At 71.6% G+C, this 16,392-nt stretch carries 15 protein-coding genes; 4 read left to right on the top strand and 11 right to left on the bottom strand.

Translation table 11 applies throughout. The annotated features are described in order from the left end of the window. Positions 1-48: 48 nt before the first annotated feature. Positions 49-2,700, bottom strand: a complete 2,652-nt coding sequence (locus VGF64_09095) for an AAA family ATPase (protein HEY1634899.1) — start codon at positions 2,698-2,700, stop codon at positions 49-51. 2 nt (positions 2,701-2,702) lie between these two features. Here VGF64_09095 and VGF64_09090 point away from each other — a divergent pair, with 2 nt between their 5' ends. After that, positions 2,703-2,831, top strand: coding sequence for a hypothetical protein (locus VGF64_09090; protein ID HEY1634898.1), 129 nt, complete (start codon positions 2,703-2,705; stop codon positions 2,829-2,831). A 6-nt stretch (positions 2,832-2,837) separates the two neighbouring features. On the opposite strand, the gene VGF64_09085 is transcribed toward VGF64_09090, so the two are convergent. The 4 genes from VGF64_09085 to VGF64_09070 all read right to left on the bottom strand — a co-directional run bounded on the left by VGF64_09085 (position 2,838) and on the right by VGF64_09070 (position 6,535). Next, positions 2,838-4,169, bottom strand: coding sequence for a serine/threonine-protein kinase (locus VGF64_09085; protein HEY1634897.1), 1,332 nt, complete (start codon positions 4,167-4,169; stop codon positions 2,838-2,840). Positions 4,170-4,292: 123 nt separating this feature from the next. Next, positions 4,293-4,583 (bottom strand): WhiB family transcriptional regulator, encoded by a 291-nt coding sequence (locus tag VGF64_09080; GenBank protein HEY1634896.1) that lies wholly within the window; start codon positions 4,581-4,583, stop codon positions 4,293-4,295. 224 nt (positions 4,584-4,807) lie between these two features. Continuing rightward, a complete protein-coding gene (locus VGF64_09075) occupies positions 4,808-5,626 on the bottom strand; it encodes an alpha/beta hydrolase (protein ID HEY1634895.1) in 819 nt (272 codons plus the stop codon). Positions 5,627-5,665: 39 nt separating this feature from the next. Further along, positions 5,666-6,535 carry a DMT family transporter gene (locus tag VGF64_09070; GenBank protein HEY1634894.1) on the bottom strand — a complete coding sequence of 290 codons (870 nt, stop codon included), beginning with the start codon at positions 6,533-6,535 and terminating at the stop codon, positions 5,666-5,668. A 27-nt stretch (positions 6,536-6,562) separates the two neighbouring features. Here VGF64_09070 and VGF64_09065 point away from each other — a divergent pair, with 27 nt between their 5' ends. Then, the gene (locus tag VGF64_09065) at positions 6,563-7,303 is read left to right on the top strand and encodes a polysaccharide deacetylase family protein (protein HEY1634893.1); all 741 of its coding nucleotides are present in this window, start codon (positions 6,563-6,565) and stop codon (positions 7,301-7,303) included. A gap of 9 nt (positions 7,304-7,312) precedes the next feature. On the opposite strand, the gene VGF64_09060 is transcribed toward VGF64_09065, so the two are convergent. After that, the gene (locus VGF64_09060) at positions 7,313-8,089 is read right to left on the bottom strand and encodes a polyprenol monophosphomannose synthase (protein HEY1634892.1); all 777 of its coding nucleotides are present in this window, start codon (positions 8,087-8,089) and stop codon (positions 7,313-7,315) included. 131 nt (positions 8,090-8,220) lie between these two features. On the opposite strand from VGF64_09060, the gene VGF64_09055 reads away from it, so the two are divergent. After that, a complete protein-coding gene (locus VGF64_09055; protein HEY1634891.1) occupies positions 8,221-9,462 on the top strand; it encodes a YbhN family protein in 1,242 nt (413 codons plus the stop codon). Between the two features lie 28 nt (positions 9,463-9,490). Here VGF64_09055 and VGF64_09050 read toward each other — a convergent pair whose 3' ends face one another. The 4 genes from VGF64_09050 to VGF64_09035 are packed head-to-tail and all read right to left on the bottom strand — an operon-like array spanning position 9,491 to position 14,430. Next, on the bottom strand, positions 9,491-10,219 hold the full coding sequence (locus VGF64_09050) for a hypothetical protein (protein ID HEY1634890.1): 729 nt from the start codon (positions 10,217-10,219) through the stop codon (positions 9,491-9,493). A gap of 9 nt (positions 10,220-10,228) precedes the next feature. Beyond that, a complete protein-coding gene (locus VGF64_09045) occupies positions 10,229-10,762 on the bottom strand; it encodes an NUDIX hydrolase (GenBank protein ID HEY1634889.1) in 534 nt (177 codons plus the stop codon). Then, complete coding sequence (locus VGF64_09040) at positions 10,750-12,264, bottom strand: CYTH and CHAD domain-containing protein (GenBank protein HEY1634888.1); 1,515 nt, start codon at positions 12,262-12,264, stop codon at positions 10,750-10,752. Before VGF64_09040 ends, VGF64_09045 begins: the two co-directional genes overlap by 13 nt. 6 nt (positions 12,265-12,270) lie before the next feature. Further along, positions 12,271-14,430, bottom strand: a complete 2,160-nt coding sequence (locus tag VGF64_09035) for an RNA degradosome polyphosphate kinase (GenBank protein ID HEY1634887.1) — start codon at positions 14,428-14,430, stop codon at positions 12,271-12,273. Between the two features lie 167 nt (positions 14,431-14,597). Here VGF64_09035 and VGF64_09030 point away from each other — a divergent pair, with 167 nt between their 5' ends. Next, a complete protein-coding gene (locus VGF64_09030) occupies positions 14,598-15,860 on the top strand; it encodes an FtsW/RodA/SpoVE family cell cycle protein (protein HEY1634886.1) in 1,263 nt (420 codons plus the stop codon). Positions 15,861-15,932: 72 nt separating this feature from the next. On the opposite strand, the gene VGF64_09025 is transcribed toward VGF64_09030, so the two are convergent. Beyond that, the coding region (locus tag VGF64_09025; protein HEY1634885.1) for a bifunctional nuclease family protein at positions 15,933-16,392 on the bottom strand (460 nt) is incomplete at its 5' end.

Here is a 16,392-nt window from a genome sequence, read left to right as displayed (position 1 = left end):
TCTCCCTCGGGCCCGGTTCAGGCGGCACACCCGCAGAGCGCATCTGGCTCAACCAGCGGTGGTCTCCCGAAGGCGGCCCCAGCCCGGCAGCCGACCGTCCAATCCCATGCCCTCGGCTGCCTCGATGGCGCGGGCGAGGAGCGGCGCTGCTCGAGCTCTCCCGCCCGGCTCACCGGAGGCGATCAGCGTCTCGGCCAGATCGGCGCGGGCGATCGCGGTCATCGGACGGTTTCCCAGCCGCTTGTTCTCCGTCACGGCCCGGTCGAGGTGTCCGATCGCGTCCTCGAATCGCCCACCGACCCGCGCCGCCAGGCCGAGCGAGCGCTCGGCGGAGCCGAAGCAGCAGACGCCGATGGATCCCACGATCGGCAGTGACGCATACGGGGCCAGCAGGGCGTACACCTCCTCGGCGAGCCCAGCATCGTCGAGGAGCACTGCGGCTTCGACCAGCGCGAACATCGTGACCAGCCACGACGACCCGGGCAGCAGCTGGTCGAGCCGTCCCCGACCAAGCCGGGCGATCGCCTGCTCGGCCCGATCGGTGTCACCGGCCTCGGCCGCGAACGCAGCGACCACTGCGGTGAAGACCGGGTTCTCGAGTGGCATCGAGGGCGACGCCACGAGCTCCTGTGCGAGCTCGAGCAGCTCGGCGCCGGTGCCCGCGTACCAACGGAGGGCGAAGAGATGGCCGCTGTAGTAGGCCGATGCGTCGGCGTCTCCGACCTCGATTCCACGATCGAGGCAGGCGGCTGCGGCCTGCTGGGCCGCATCCAGGCGACCTCCGCGCGAACACCCCATCACGTCGATGGCATCGATGACGAAGAGGATGGCCCGCATGCCGAGCGCGTCGGCCCGGTCCCGGAGCTCGGCCAACGCCCGGTCCGCGTCCCGCCCCAGGAGGAGCGCGTCGGTGACTGACCAGAGCTGGCCCATGACCGTCTGGAGCTCGTTCCCGCAGGAGCGAGCGACCTCGACGAGCTCGCCGGCCACGGCCACCCGCTCCGTGGCGTAGGCCGGTCCGAGCATCACGTGGTGAAGGAGGGACAGCCCGGCGGCGATGTCGTCGGGGTCGCCCTGGGATCGCACACCCTCCAGCGCGCCACGGACCTCGTCGACGGTCCCGCCGCCCGTCGCCGCCCGCTCCGCGGCCTGGCGAAGTCGGAGCGAGGCGGTGACACGAGCGACGTCCGGCGACGGGTGATCAGCGATCACCCGCAGCGCCCGGTCGACCACGCGGTTGTAGTAGCCGCGCTCCTCCGAGGTGCGCTGCTCCTGTACCCACACGCCACCGAGGCCGAGCGCAGCCCGGGCATAGGTCATCTCGTCGCCGGACCGCTCGGCCTCGGCGACGGCCCGACGGAACAGCCGCCGGGCATCCGCGAGCCGCCCCGTCGTCAGCATCGCCGTCCCCAGCTCGGCGACCAGCGGCGCCAGGGTGCCGGTCCCGCCGACCTCCTGGACGGCCAGTGCCTCTCCGAGCAGCTCCACTGCGGCTTCGGGCGCGCCGTGCTGGAGGAGCAGACGGGCGCTCGTGCGCGTGATCTCGACGGCACGCGGTGTCTGGCTTCTCGAGCATCGGGCGAGCTCGAGGGCGTGGCGTGCCCGGCGTACGGCCCGTTCGCCGGACTCGTCGCCGGCTTCGAGCACGGCGAGGCAGTATTCGTGAAGGTCGGCGAGACGGGCCGGACTGAGCCGCGAGACGATGGTCTCGCGGGCCAGGTCGTGGGAGAAGACGAAACGCGCCGTGCGCTCGGGTCGCACCAGCCCAGCGCCCGCGGCTGCGTCTCGCACCCGTTCCACCGTCGTCTGGTCCACCGACGCGATGGCCGCCAGCTCGACCAGTGTGGCGGCGGATCCGAGGACCGCGGCCGACTCCAGCACCGTGCTCGTCGTGCCGTCGAGGACGTCGAGCTGGGCGTCGAGCAGGCGGAGGGCCGAGCCCGGGACGGGGCGGTCGGAGTGGTGGAGACCGGCGCCCAGCACCTGCTCCACCAGGAAGGGGTTCCCGCTGGTGAGCTCGTGGACGTGGCGCACGGCTGCTTCTCGCGGTTGCTCGCCGCTGGCGGCGAGAAATTCACGGAGCTCGTCGAGGTCGAGACCGTCGAGGCGGACCGTGGAGCCCTCCCGCCCGATCTCGCCGAGCAGCGTCGCCGTGGAGAGAGGCACGTCCGGTGTCGTGCGGTGTGTCACGAGCAACAGCAGCCGGTGGCCGACCACACTGCGGGCGACGAAGCGGGTGAGCAGCAGGCCGTCGGCGTCGAAGGTGTGGGCATCATCGAGGACGACGACCACCGGTTGCTCGCCAGCGCGGCGTTCCAGCGTCGCGCTCACCGCTCGGAAGCGATCGAAGCGCTCGGGATCCGCCGCCGTCGAGGTCAGATCGACAGCGGGGTCGGCCGGCTCGTGGATGGCGCTGAGGACCTCCGGCCAGGGCCAGTAGGGCGGCGCGCCACCGACGGGCCAGCCGGTCGACCAGATGACGTCGATCCCGCGCCGCCGGGCCAGCGAGGCGGTCTCTCGGGCCAGCCGCGACTTACCAATCCCAGCCTCGCCCGTCAGCCCGAGCACCGACCCCTGGCCAGCGGCCGCGGCGTCGAGCGCCTGGCAGGCCGCATCGAGCTCGCGCGCTCGTCCGACGAACCGGCCTGCCACTGCACCCCCCTCGGTCAGCTCCCGGGCCCGTGCGCCACCCGCTGGCACACATGTTGGCACTCCTCGTGGTCAGGGGGGCTGCCTGCGGAGGTGGCACCAGCTCCAGCAACCCCGACGACCACCTCGCCGGGTGGAGGCTCGTCGGGTTCTTCGCAGAGCGGGACCTCGGGCGGTGGTAGCCGGGGTCAGCCGCCACCGCTGTCGGCCGCGTTGGCACCCTTGCGGTCACGACCGCCGTTCCGCCCCAGGACTCCGCTCGTGGTCGACGTGGTCGACGAGGTCGTCGTGCTGGACGAGGTGGTCGTGGTTGGGGCGGTCGTGGTGGTGGTCGGGCGCGACGTCGTGGTCGTGACCGGGGGGCGGGTCGTGGGCGGGCGGGTCACGGCGGTCGTCGATGGCGTCGTCGTCGTGGTGGTGGGGGTCGACCCGCCGTTGTTGCTGACGGCCAGGGCGATGCCGATGGCAGCCAGCGCGACCAGGACCACAGCCAGCAAGGCGAGGGCGCGCAGTCGACGGGCCCGCTCGTCACCCCCCGGCGGCGGGCGTGGCGGCGCCAGTGGCGGCCCGGCGACCTCGTCGCCTCCGAGTACGGCGGTCCGCCCGTCCGTGAGCGCCGTCGGTCCCGCGGGCTCGCTCTCCAGCCTGGCCGTGGCCTGATCGGCGCCCGCCGCCAGAGCGGACGCGCCTGCCAGGCTCAGGCCCGCGGCCGCAGCCATCTCGACCGCCGAGCCGAAGCGGCGCTCGGGATACCGGGCGAGGGCCCGCTCGATGGCCGCCGCCAGCCGGGGGTCGACACCTGGCCTGCGCACATCGAGGGGGACGGGCTCGGGTCGCTCGGGGTCCGGGATGAGCGCCGTGGCGCGGGAGAACGGACGTACCCCGGCGAGGGCTTCGTACAGCACCGCGCCGAGGGACCAGAGGTCCGAGCTGGGCGTGGCCCGCTCGCCGGCCAGGCGCTCGGGGGCCAGGTAGGCGGGAGTGCCGATGACGAGGTTGGTCCCGGTGAGATCGCCCGTCTGGGCGTCGAGGAGGGGCTCGAGGCCCTTGGCGATGCCGAAGTCGGCCACCTTGACGGAACCGTCGCGCGCCCACAGGATGTTCGAAGGCTTGATGTCACGGTGCACGATTCCGGCGGCGTGGGCGGCGGCGAGGGCACCGAGCACCTCCGAGGCCAGGCGCCGCGTCCCGGGCTCGTCCATCCGCCCCTCCCGGAGACGGTCGGCCAGGGTTGCGCCGGGAAGCCGCTCCATCACGATGTAGGGCCTGTCCCCGAGCTCTCCGGTGTCGAACACACCGACGACGTTGGGATGCACCAGACGAGCCGCGGAGCGGGCCTCGACCTCGAACCGCTGGCGGAGCGCCGGCTCCCCACTCAGGTCGGCCCGGAGCAACTTGACGGCGACCGGCCGCTCCAGCCGCTCATCCATGGCGTCGTAGACCTCGGCCATGCCGCCGCTGCCGAGCGGCTGCCCCAACCGGTACCGACCGGCGATCATCTCGCCCGTCACGTCGTCCACTTCCGATGCGCAAGCGCTCGGCGGTGGCCCACGGGCACCGGCCGCCTCACCCCGGCCTGACGGCCGCGTGGACCGCCCGGCGCCCGCCGACGCGATCGGGGCGCGCTCCCGGGGGTGAGCGCCTCAGGAGGCTCGGCGGAGGCGTCGAGCGACCCGGCGGGCTCGCCGGATGTCGCGGCGCTCCTCCTCGCTGGTGCCGCCCCAGATGCCGTACTCCTGGTTGGTGGTGACGGCGAACTCCAGGCACTCCGCTCGGACGGCGCACCCGGTGCAGATCGCCTTGGCTGCGGCGATGGCTGTCACCGCCGCGCCCGTCACTCCGACGGGGAAGAAGACGTCGGGATCCACCTCCCCGCACGCGGCGTGCTGACGCCACCGCTCGACGTCCCAAGCTGCCCATCGAATCGATTCCACTGGCTCCTCCGGCGTCGCAGTTGTCGTGCACACCGGCATCGCCGAACCCCATGTGACTGGCCCCCCGGTTGGGATGCCTCCGGGTCGAGCCGATCGCCCGGTCCCGAACTTCACTCTCTCGTCGTTCCGCTTGCCAACGCTTCCGGCTGGGCACCAGCCGACCACCCCAGTGACTCATGTTCCCATCAACGCTTCGGGTCACGCCTATCTCCCCCAGTAGGGCCTCATCTGTCGTATGCATAGCGGCGGATGATGGCGACCAGCACGCCGGCGGCCTCCTGGGGCACGAGGTGACCGGCGCCGGGTACCCAGACCAGCTCCGCCCCGGGGATCGCCTCGGCGAGATCAGCCGTAGCCCGGGCCGGGACCACCCGGTCCCGGCATCCGGCGACGACGGCGGTGGGCGTCCGGAGCGAGCCCAGCCCGGCCTCGAGGGCCGGGGTCTCGGCCAGCAGGGCCCTCTGCTCGGTGACGAAGCTGCGCCACATCGCCGTGCTCGGGCGCCCGCCGCTGTGGTCATTCGGCCGCGGCTCCGGCACGGCCCGCAACCATGTGGCCACAGCCGGCGGGAGCCGGGTGGACCGTCGGCGCAGCGCCGGCAGCAGCCAGCGCGAGACCGCAAGCCCCGTGAACGCCAGGCTCTCGCCCAGCACGGGCAATCCGAGCACGCGATCCTGGGGCCCGAGGCTGCTCGCGGTGCCGACGGAACCGACCAGCACCAGCCCACGAACGAGCTCGGCGCGGCGCAGCGCCAGGGCGAGGGCCACGCCACCGCCGAAGCTGTGCCCGACGATGGTTGCCGACTCGACTCCGTAGTCGTCGAGCAGCCGACCGAGGGCCTCCGCGTTGGCCTCCATCCCCACAGCCGGACCGCCCGTCCGCCCGTAGCCGGGGCGGTCCGGAACGACGACGCGGTTGCTGGCCTCGAGGGATCCGGCCACTTCGCGCCAATCGGCCGCCTGCCCGGGCTGCCCGTGGACCAGCACGACCACGGGGCCTCCGCCGCGGTCGCTGGCCTGCAGCCGGGGAGGGTGGCCGCTCACCGGACCCAGGCGTCAGGGTATGCCGCCGCGCAACCCGCCTCAGACACTGGTCGTAGTCGTCTCCTCCGCTCCCACCGCCAGCGGAGAGCGGGCCACGAGGAAGACGCCCGCCGCCATGGCGACGAGCCCCACGATCTCCAGAGCGGGCGCAGCCCCGACCGTCGAGATGCGCTCGCCGAGCGCGAGCGCTCCGATCACGACACTCACCACAGGATCGACCACGGTAAGGGTCGGCAACGACCAGCGGAGGGGACCGGCCTGGAACGCGCTCTGGACGACGACCATCGCCACGACGGCGCAGATGACCAGGGCGTAGGGCTCCCACGTGGTGGTGAGCGTGTGGACAACGCCCTCGTGGAACTCCTGTGCCGTCACCTTCGTCAGCGCCGCCGCCAGGCCATAGAAGATGCCCCCCGCGGCAGCCAGGAGGCCGGCCCGGACTGCGCCGCCGGTCGAGCGGGAGACGGCAACCATGACGGCGATGGGCACCAGGGTGCAGACGCCGGTGATGATCCACGCAAGGTCGCTTGCCTTGTCATGGCCGGGAGCCGGGGCGGCGACGACGAGAAACAGCGCGAGCCCGGCGACGGTTGCCGCCGACCCCAACCACTCGATGGGCGTGAGGTGGCGATGGGTGAGCCACGCCCCCACTGGCAGGGCGAAGAGCAGCCCGCTCACGAGCAGCGGCTGGACAAGGACGAGGGAACCCTCGTCGAGGGCGACGAACTGCAGGACGAAGCCGGCGCCGTCAGCCAGGATGCCGATCAGCCACAGCGGCCGAGCGAACAGGCCAACGAGCAGTCGCAGCCGGAGCGCCCGGTCGGCCGGGGCCTCGCCGGCAGCCCGCTGCTGGAGCACCGACGCCACGGCGTAGAGCAGGGCCGCGCCCAGGGCGGCGAGAACGGGCATCGTGACGCGACGATACGTTGTGCTCAGATGACGAGCACTCTCCTCTCCCCCCGACAGAGCCTTGTCATGGGGACCGCCGCGGCCCTGGCCGTGGCCCACGTCGGGCCGTCCGTGATCCGGGTGACCCCCTCAGCCCATCGCCTTCTTCCGAGACTGCACGGCGTGGGCCGGCCCGGCCATGTAGCGCTCACCTTCGACGACGGCCCCGATCCCCGATCGACCCCGGCGTTCCTCGAGGCCCTTGCCGGGCTCGGATGGAAGGCGACGTTCTTCATGCTGGGCGCCATGGTCCGCCGAGCTCCCGGGCTCGCCGCCGAGGTGGCCTCGGCAGGCCACGAGATCGGCGTACACGCGGACGACCACCGCTCGCACCTGCAGCGTTCGCCGAAGGGGGTACTGACCGACCTGGGGCGCGCGGTCAGCGTCGTCGAGGACGCGACCGGCCGCCGACCCGTCTGGTTCCGTCCCCCCTATGGCGCCATCTCGAGCGGGACCCTGCTCGCGGCACGGCGCCTCCAGCTCCAGATGGTGCTGTGGACGTCGTGGGGAAGGGACTGGCGGGCTGCGGCCACGCCGAGGAGCGTGATCGCCGAGGTGGAACGCGGGCTCGTCCCCGGAGCGACGGTCGTCCTGCACGACTCGGACTGCGCGTCGTCTCCCGGAGCCTGGCAGACGGCCCTGGGATCCCTTCCGCTTTTAGCCGAGCGCGTTCGGGCCCGAGACTGGAAGGTCGGGGCGCTCGGCGACCACGGTGTGGTCGGGACCTGAGTCAGCCGGTCAGGGCGCGGGCTGGCGAGGAGCTCCCACGCCAGGGTCCACTTCCGTTGTCCGAGACGCCGTCCGGCGACCGACGACCCGGGTGGCGCCCCACCACGTCACCAGGGCGAGCGCCTCCACGATGGTGCGCATCGACATCTTGGAGCGGCCCTCGACGCGGTCGACGAAGCGGATGGGCACCTCTGTGACCAGCCCGCCGGCGAGCGCGGCGCGATACACCATCTCGATCTGGAATCCGTAGCCGTCAGCTCGCACCGCCCCCAGGTCGATGCGACGGAGGATGCCGGCGGCGTAGGCGCGAAATCCCGAAGTGAGGTCCGTGACATGGAGCCCCAGGAGGACGGCCGCGTACACGTTGCCGGTGCGGGAGAGCGCCCGGCGGTGCACCCCCCACTGCGGGATCGAGCCCCCGGGGACGTAGCGGGAACCGACCACGACGTCGGCACCATGGCCGAGGGGAACGAGCAGATCGGGAAGTGCCGCAGGGTCGTGCGACAGGTCGCTGTCCATCTCCACGAAGGCCTCGAACCCTCGTTCCAGGCCCCAGGCGAAACCGTCCCGGTAGGCGCTTCCGAGGCCAGCCTTGCCTGGGCGCCGCAGCACATCGACAGCCCCGATCTCTTCGCCCACCGCAAGGGCCAGATCGGCAGTCCCGTCCGGGCTGGCGTCGTCGACGACCAGCACGTGCGCGGCCCCCTCGGCGGCGCGGACACGCCGCAGGACGGTGGCGATGTTCTCAGCCTCCTGGTAGGTCGGGAGGACGACCAGGACCCTCATGCCCGAGCAGCATACGGGACCACACCCGGCCTTTGGTGACAGGACCGGCATACCCGTCTGCCGCGGGGCGCCAACGCCATGCAACGATGGAGGCATGCGACGCGGCGCGTTCGGATGACCGCCGAGGCCCGATGACGAACACCGACGAGCAGTCCCACTGGTGGCGCAACGCCCGACGCCGTGCGGGCAGCAGGAGCTTCGTCTCCCGCTCGGTGCGACACGCCGTCACCCTTCTCGCTCTGGGCCTGGTCATCGAGTACCTCGTGCTCCCCCAGCTCGCCGGCGCCGAGAGCTCCCTCCACCTCATCAGCCAGGTCAATCTGGGCTACGCAGCCGCCGGTGTCGCCCTGGAGGCGGCCGCGCTGCTCGCCTACTCCCAGCTGACCAGGGCCGTCCTTCCCCACGGCGCGCCGTCCCGGTTCACGATCCTCCGGATCAACATGTCCACGCTGGCCGTGAGCCACGTCCTGCCCGCGGGTACGGCCGGGGGCACCCCGGTCGGCCTGCGCCTGCTCACCGAGTCCGGCGTGAGCGGCGCCGACGCCACGTTCGCGGTGGCCACCCAGGGCATCGGCTCCGCCGTGGTGCTCAACGTCCTGCTGTGGATCGCCCTGGTCATCTCCATCCCATTGAACGGCTTCAACCCTTTGTACGGGATCGCCGCGATCGTCGGCGCGCTCCTCATGGCCGCTGTCGCCGCCCTCGTGATGTTGTTCACCCGGGGGGAGGAACGGGCGGCGGACATCCTTCGCTGGGTGGCATCCCGGGTGCCCTTCCTCGACGAGGACGTGGTCACCGCCGGCGTCCGACGGCTGGCCGCCCGCCTGCGCGAGCTGTCGCGGGACCGGCCGCTCCTGGCGCGGGCCATCGCCTGGGCCGCGGCATTCTGGTTGCTGGACGCGTCGTCGCTGTGGGTGTTCCTCGCCGCCTTCGGTCACCTGACGAGCCCATACGGCCTGCTCGTGGCCTACGGCCTGGCCAACGTCCTGGCCGTCATTCCCATCACACCGGGCGGCTTGGGGATCGTCGAGGGTGTCCTCGTGCCCACCCTGGTCGGATTCGGCTCGCCCCGGGGTATCGCCATCCTCGGCGTGATCACCTATCGGCTGGTGAACTTCTGGCTCCCGATCCCCGTGGGTGCGTTGGCCTATCTCTCGCTGCGGGTCGAGCCAGGCGCGTCACGTCGGCGCCGGGCCCAGGAGCTCGAGGAGCTGGCCGAGGCCGCCGGGCGGCAGGCGGAGGATCGGCGCCAGTGGGCCGCCCGTCACGGGCTGCGGTCGCCGCACAGCCGGACCGACGGCGACGGGGGCGGGCAGCAGACGAGTGGCACTCGTGGCGGGACCCCGGTCGAGGAGGACGCTCCGCCCGACTGACGGGCCCGGCGGAGGGCCCAGGGGGGCTTCAGCCGCCGCGGCGCTCAGGGCGTCGCTGGCCCGGCCAGGGGACCTTCTCGGTCCAGCTGGTCCCGGAGGACGTCCTGGCACCGCTTGCCGGGGGCGGGGCCGTCCCCGGGCCCGACGCCTGCTCGGGCCGGCCTGTGGGGTCGGCGCCCCGTTCGAGGGCCTTCTCCGGATCGAGCCCCTGGATCTCGCCCAGGGCAGCGTCGATGGCGTCGAGGCGGGCGACGACGTCCTCGGCCGAGCGATCGCTGCCGCCCAGCGCCTTGGCGCTGACGGTGCTGCGCATGCGCTCGGCGACCTGCTCCACCTTCGTCACCTGGGGCTCGATCTCGGCGTACAGCCTCCGCCGCAGGCCACGAGGCTGCCGCTCCGCGGCCACCAGGCGGCGATCCACCGAGACGGCCAGGTCGAGGAGGTCCTGGAGGAGCTCCTGCCACGGCGCCTCCTGCCGGACTCCGCCCCACCGCGTGCCCTCGATCGGACCCGCCGACAGCACGGAGTTCGTGGCCAGCACGAGCCGGCGATGCAGGACCGCTGCAGGTGACAACGACCAGCGCCAGCGGAGCGGAACCGAGACCCCCCGTGCACCAGGAGCCAAGAGCAGAGGGCGCTTGAGCCGGCGCGCCACCACGACGCCCGCCACGACCGAGAGCAGGACGCTCACCGCCACGATCAGGGCGATCACCGCCAGGACGTCGGAGACCGACACCGCCAGGATCCGCGTGGTCACCTTCCGATGCTACGTCCGAGCGCGCACGAGCGCCGCTGCAGCGTGGATCAGCTCCCGGTCCCGCTCGTAGGTCGCCAGGGCCACGCCGTCGTCGACCGTACGCCAGACCACCTGATCCACCTCGCCCGTGGCGTAGGCAGAAGGCACGCTGGCCTCCGCCACCGGATGCATGATCCAATAACGCACGATTTTCAGCCGGCCCCGCCGGTCGCGATACCGGTTCTCCGGCAGGGCCTCCTCCAGCTCGCACGTGAGGCCCGTCTCCTCTTCGACCTCGCGCCGGGCGGCGGCGGCGTGGTCCTCACCGGCGTCGAGCTTGCCCTTCGGGAGCGACCAGTCGTCATAGCGCGGTCGGTGCACGAGCACGACTTCGATCCCATTGCGCTCGCCCTGCCGCCACACGACCCCGCCGGCTGCATGAACGACCGGCTCGTCGGCTGTCTCCTCGGGCCGGCCTCCCGGGCCGGCGGTCTCCTCGGGCCGGCCTCCCGGGCCGGCGGTCTCCTCGGCCGGCCTCCCCGGCCAGCCGCTCAGGTCAGCCACGATCGCAGCGACTTGCGCCGGGCTCCCTTCCACGCCTCGGGCCACCCATGGCGCGACTCCTCGGCGGCCACCGTGGCGAAGCCGAGCAGCTCGCCGATGGCGACGGCCTGGTCGGTGGACGTGTCCTGGGTGATGGCTTTGCGCAGCCAGGCGGCGGCCACCACCGCGTCCTGAAGCCGACCGAGCACGTCCTGCAGGCCGGCGACGGCGCTGGCGAACCGCTTGGCCGGGCGGCCCTCGATGCCGATCACGGCCTCGGCCGCATACCGGCAGCGCTTGGCCTTGATGCGAACCTGGTGGAGCTGGGTGTCCTCGGGCTCGAGCCCGAGATCCGAGACCGACCGGCGCAGCTTGCGCCACGCCTTGCCGACCAGGGTCGACGCCACCTCCTCGGCCGGCTGCTCGGCGGCCGGCGTGAGCCGGGGCTCGGCGATGCCGCCGACAAGGGCATCGAGAAGAGCGACGTACCGTTTGCTGTCGAGCGCCTCGAACAACGTCTGCAGGGATTTGGCTCGAGACGACACCAACTGGTCGACCAGGACGCCGACCGCCGGACGGTCCTGGGCCGGCATGCGGTCCGTCTCGCTCCGGAGCCGATCGAGGAGCACGTCGGCGTCACGAACCTCTCCCAGCGGCGAGGCCAGCCACCCGAGCTCCCGACGCAATCCCTCGGCCCACTCCGGGTCGACGAGGCTCTGGAATGTCCGCAGATCGGAACGTAGACGCCTTGTCGCCACCCGAGCCTGGTGGACCTCCTCCGGATCCTCATCGAGGCGCACGCCCGGATCATGGGTGATCAACCGGGTCACACCCGACGCCAGCGCAGCCTGCACCATCTCCGTCGCGCGCGCGCCCTCGGTCGGAGGGTCGACATGGGAGTCGGAAGGCGCCTGAGCCTGGGGACCGAGGGCCCGCACGACCTTGGGGAGCGGGACAGGGTCGTCCGCGCCCGCCTCACGCAGGCGTTTGGCCACCTCGTCGGCGATCCAGTCGGGGGCGTCGGGTGCCAGCTCGACCTCGACCTCACGGAATCGAGCCAGAACGCGGCGGCCGTCCATCACCGAGACGACGTCGTCGTCCACCTCCGCCAGCGGACGGCCAGACATTTCGGCCACCTCGAGTCGCGCCCGCCGACTGTCGAGGCGGGCCACGCGCCCCAGCGTCGAGCTGCGGACGTAGGCGCGGACCAGCCTCGCTGTCTCCGGCGGCACCGATCCTGGGCTGCCCTCGAAGTCGAGCTCTCGGCGAGAGAGGGCCGAGGTACGGGACTCGCCTGGCAACTTCAGCGTCCACCGCCCCCCGCTGCTGTCCTCGCCCTCCTCGACCCGGTACCGCAGGCTGACGCCGGACCGGGCCAGTCGCAGGTCCGGTGTGTCCCAATAGGTGGCGCGCAATCGACGGGACGGCATGGCGGTCACTACCGCGTCCGGGATCGCATCAGTGAGGTCGGGGAGCTCGAAATGCGGCGGCGCCGCCAGCTTGATCTCCCGCTCGATCCCCATGGACGCCTACGTCCGGGGCACCGATGCCAGGTGGTCCGGTTCCCTCCGCCGTTGGGCCCGCTCGCGGGCCGCCTCCATGAGGCGCCGTTGGGTGCTGATCCCCACCTCGGTCGGGACCCTCGACCAGCAGCCGTCCCGACCCAGCGTCCACGCCTGGGTGTCGTCGGCCAGGAGCAGGTCCAGCACCTCCCGGAGCCGGCCCCGAAGCTCGGGGTCGACAACGGGAACGGTGGCCTCGATCCGCCGGTCGAGGTTGCGCCGGCGGAGGTCGGCCGAGCCGATGAGCATCACTTCGGGGCGGTCTCCGACTCCGCCGAAGCTGAAGATCCGCGAATGCTCGAGGAAGCGGCCCACGATCGATCGGACCCGTATGGTCTCCGACAGCCCGGGCACGCCCGGGCGCAGACAGCAGATGGCCCGGATGACGAGATCGATGGGCACGCCGGCGGTGGACGCCGCGTAGAGCGCGTCGATGATCGCCGGATCGTCGAGGCCATTCACCTTGATGACGATCCGCCCGGCGGGTCCCGCAGCCGCCTCGGCCTCGATCAGCTCGATGATCCGCGACCGCATGGCCACCGGCGCCAGGATCAGCCGGCGGTACGTCGACCGCCGGCTGTAGCCGGTCAGGAAGTTGAACAGGTCGGTCAGGTCGGCCCCCAGGGCCGGATCGGCCGACAGCACCCCGACGTCCTCGTACAGACGGGCGGTCTTCGAGTTGTAGTTGCCGGTGCCGACGTGGCAGTACCTGCGGACGACGCCGTCTTCCTCCTGGCGCACGACGAGCGCGGTCTTGGAGTGCGTCTTGAGCCCGACCAGGCCATAGACGACGTGAACACCCGCCTCTTCCAGTGCCTTCGCCCAGGCGATGTTGGCCTGTTCGTCGAAACGGGCTTTGAGCTCCACCAGCGCCGCCACTTGCTTTCCCCGCTCGGCCGCTCGGATGAGACCGTGCACGATCGGGCTGTCGCCCGATGTCCGATACAGCGTCTGCTTGATGGCGAGCACGTGCGGGTCGTCGGCGGCCTGGGCGATGAAAGCCTCGACGGACGTGGCGAACGAGTCGTACGGGTGATGGACGAGCACGTCGCGCTCTCGGATCACGGCGAACAGGTCGACGGCTTCGTCCCCCGCCGTCGCCAACCGGGGCTGGGTCATGGGTGCCCACGGCGGGTCGTGCAGGTCGGGCCGCTCGAGGGCGTGCACCGCCCACAGGCCCTCCAGGCCGAGTGGTCCCTCGACGCGGTACACGTCGTGGGGGCCGATCTCGAGCTCCCGAGCCAGCAGCTCGGCCACCTCGGCACCGGCGGCAGCATCGATCTCGAGTCGTACCGCCCGCCCGAAGCGCCGTCGCCGGAGCTCCATCTCCACGGCAACGAGCAGGTCGTCGGCCTCGCCTTCCTCGAGCGTGAGATCCGCGTTGCGGGTCACCCGGAAGGGGTAGTGGGCCCCGATCTCCATGTCCGGAAACAGCGCATCGAGGTGGGCGGCGATCACCTCCTCCAGGGCCACGAATCGATCCCCGCCCGGCAGGACGAGGAACCGGGGTAGCAACGGCGGCACCTTGACGCGGGCGAAGCGCTGGTCGCGCGTGACGGGATCGGTCACCATCACCGCGAGGTTGAGCGAGAGGTTCGAGATGTAGGGGAACGGGTGCCCAGGGTCGACCGCCAGCGGGGTCAGGACCGGAAAGACCAGCCCCTCGAAGACCTCGTCGAGGTGCTTGCGGTCATCGTCGTCCAGCCTGTCCCAGCTGCACAGGTGGAGCCCGGTCTCGTCCAGCGAGGGCGCGATCTGTCCCAGGAAAATGTCGCTCTGGCGGGCGACCATCTGCTCCAGCTTCGGACGAATGGCCTGCAGCTGCTCGACCGGGCTGCGGCCGTCGGGTGATTGTGACACGAGCCCCGCGGCCACCTGATCCTTGAGGCCGGCCACGCGCACCTGGAAGAACTCGTCGAGCCGCTCGCTGAAGATGGCGAGGAACTTGACGCGCTCGAGGAGCGGGACGTCAGCGCCCTCCGCCAGGTCCAGCAGACGGGCGTTGAAGTCGAGCTCCGACAGCTCGCGGTTCAGGTAACGGACGGCGGGCTGGCGAGGATCCAGAGCCTCCCCGGCGACCGGCTCCTCGTCCCCTCCTGAAAGGATGTGGCCGGTGTTCACCGCCATGGCCCAAGGTTAGCCCGGCCCATGGCGCTGACAGCCGTGTCCGTTCGAGCGAGCGCCGCTCCAGGGCGTCCTGGTTCGAGCAGTAGGATTCCCTGCCGGTGAGACCGAGACGCCGTGCGGTTACGTCCAGGCGGCGGACCGAGCTGGGCCTTTTGATCCTGAGCAGCATGGTCGTCGGGTTCGCCTACGTGCTGGCCTCGTTGGGCAAGACCGCCTCGATACCCGCCAACGTGGGCCCTTTCCTTGGGGTCATCTTCGGGTTGGCCCTGATCGCCCACCTGGCGAATCGGTGGATGGTGCCTGACGCCACGCCGGTGATCCTTCCGATCGCCGCCCTGCTCAACGGCTTCGGCTATGTCGTCATTGCCCGCCTCGACTACAAGCTTGCCGGGCTGCAGGCCGTGTGGACCGGTCTCGGCGTCGGCGTGTACGTGCTCACCCTGGTCGTGATACGCCACTCGAGAGACCTCGCCCGCTACCGGTACCTGGTGGCATTCGCGGGGTTGGCCCTTCTCCTCGTGCCGCTCGCTCCCAAGCTCGGTCAGAACATCAACGGCGCCCGGCTGTGGGTTCGGCTCGGGCCGGTGACCTTCCAGCCCGTCGAGCTGGCCAAGATCGCCCTCATCATCTTCTTCGCGTCGTATTTCGTGGAGAAGCGGGAGATCCTCACCCTTCCCACCGTTCGGATCGGCAACCGTCTGTTCACCGATCCCCGACCCTTCGGCCCTGTCCTCGTGGCGTGGGGGTTCGCCATGCTCGTGATGACGGCCGAGCGCTCCGTGGGGTTCTCGCTCCTCATCTTCGTCCTGTTCATCTCGATGCTGTGGATGACTACCGGCCGGACCACCTACTTGGTGGTGGGGGCGATCCTCTTCGTCGTCGGCGCTTTCGTGGCCTCCCACCTCTTCGGTCAGGTCAACGACCGCATCACCGTGTGGCTCGACCCCTGGAAGGTCGCCAACGGGATCGGCTATCAGGTGGTGCAGGGCCAGTACGCGCTCGGCTCCGGCGGGCTCGCCGGGTCCGGGCTCGGGCTCGGTCATCCTGGGCTCATACCGATCGCCACCAGCGACTTCATCTTCGCTGCCATCGGCGAAGAGACCGGGCTCCTGGGCACGGTGGGGATCGTCATGGCCTTCCTCCTCCTGGTCGGGGCGACCCTCCGGACCGCCCTCGTGGCGAGGTCCGAGTTCGCCAAGCTGCTGGTCGCCGGCATCGCCGCCGCCATCGGGTTCCAGGCCTTCTTCATCATGGCGGGGGTGGTGCGGTTGCTGCCCCTCACAGGCGTGACCCTGCCCTTCGTCGCCTACGGGGGGTCCTCGCTTCTCGCCAACTACGTGTTGATTGCGCTGGTGGTCCGGGTCTCGGACGAGAACGTCCAGCAGGCCGTCCCGCCGAGCGCCGACCGGGTGGCAGTGGCCGCCGGCTGAGCAGCGGGCGCTGGCTCGGCCGTCGGCCTGGTTGGGGCCCGCCCGGGGCGGCGAGGCCGCCAGCAGTACAGCTCAGGCGCCGGGGATGCGGCCGGCCGTCACCAGGACCTCCTCGGCCACCATGATCGGGACCGGCAGCGGCTGGCGCAGGGCAAGGGCGAGCGCGTCCGACGGTCGGCACGCCACCGTCTGTGATCCGGTAGGGCCCGAGAGGGCGAGCTCGGCATGGAAGACCGGTCCGTCCACCCCGATGATCCGCGCCGCGTCGACCTGGAGGTCGAAGCGCTGGAGGATGGTGGTGAGCAGGTCATGGGTGAGGGGTCGCGGCGTGGCGATGCCTCGCCAGGCGTAGGCGATGGCGACGCCCTCGGGCTGGGCGATCGTGACCCGCAGCTCCCTCATGGGCGGGTCGATCTCCTGCAGCACGACCGAGGGATGGATGTTCGGCAGCTCGAGGACGACCCCCATGAAGGCCGCCTGGTGCATCGCCTCGGGCCGGCTGTGCTCCTCCTCGGCCCCGACCTCGGACTCC

The sequence above is a fragment of the Acidimicrobiales bacterium genome (assembly GCA_036491125.1).
Lineage (GTDB): Bacteria > Actinomycetota > Acidimicrobiia > Acidimicrobiales > AC-9 > AC-9.
This window is presented reverse-complemented; position numbering and strand designations above follow the sequence as displayed.

Bases quoted from the DNA above. Each gene is read 5' to 3' on its own strand.
- VGF64_09070 (HEY1634894.1), bottom strand. From the start codon at position 6,535: ATGCCCGTTCTCGCCGCCCTGGGCGCGGCCCTGCTCTACGCCGTGGCG.
- VGF64_09055 (HEY1634891.1), top strand. From the start codon at position 8,221: ATGACGAACACCGACGAGCAGTCCCACTGGTGGCGCAACGCCCGACGC.
- VGF64_09035 (HEY1634887.1), bottom strand. From the start codon at position 14,430: ATGGCGGTGAACACCGGCCACATCCTTTCAGGAGGGGACGAGGAGCCG.
- VGF64_09060 (HEY1634892.1), bottom strand. From the start codon at position 8,089: ATGAGGGTCCTGGTCGTCCTCCCGACCTACCAGGAGGCTGAGAACATC.
- VGF64_09065 (HEY1634893.1), top strand. From the start codon at position 6,563: ATGACGAGCACTCTCCTCTCCCCCCGACAGAGCCTTGTCATGGGGACC.
- VGF64_09090 (HEY1634898.1), top strand. From the start codon at position 2,703: ATGTTGGCACTCCTCGTGGTCAGGGGGGCTGCCTGCGGAGGTGGCACC.
- VGF64_09040 (HEY1634888.1), bottom strand. From the start codon at position 12,264: ATGGGGATCGAGCGGGAGATCAAGCTGGCGGCGCCGCCGCATTTCGAG.
- VGF64_09030 (HEY1634886.1), top strand. From the start codon at position 14,598: ATGGTCGTCGGGTTCGCCTACGTGCTGGCCTCGTTGGGCAAGACCGCC.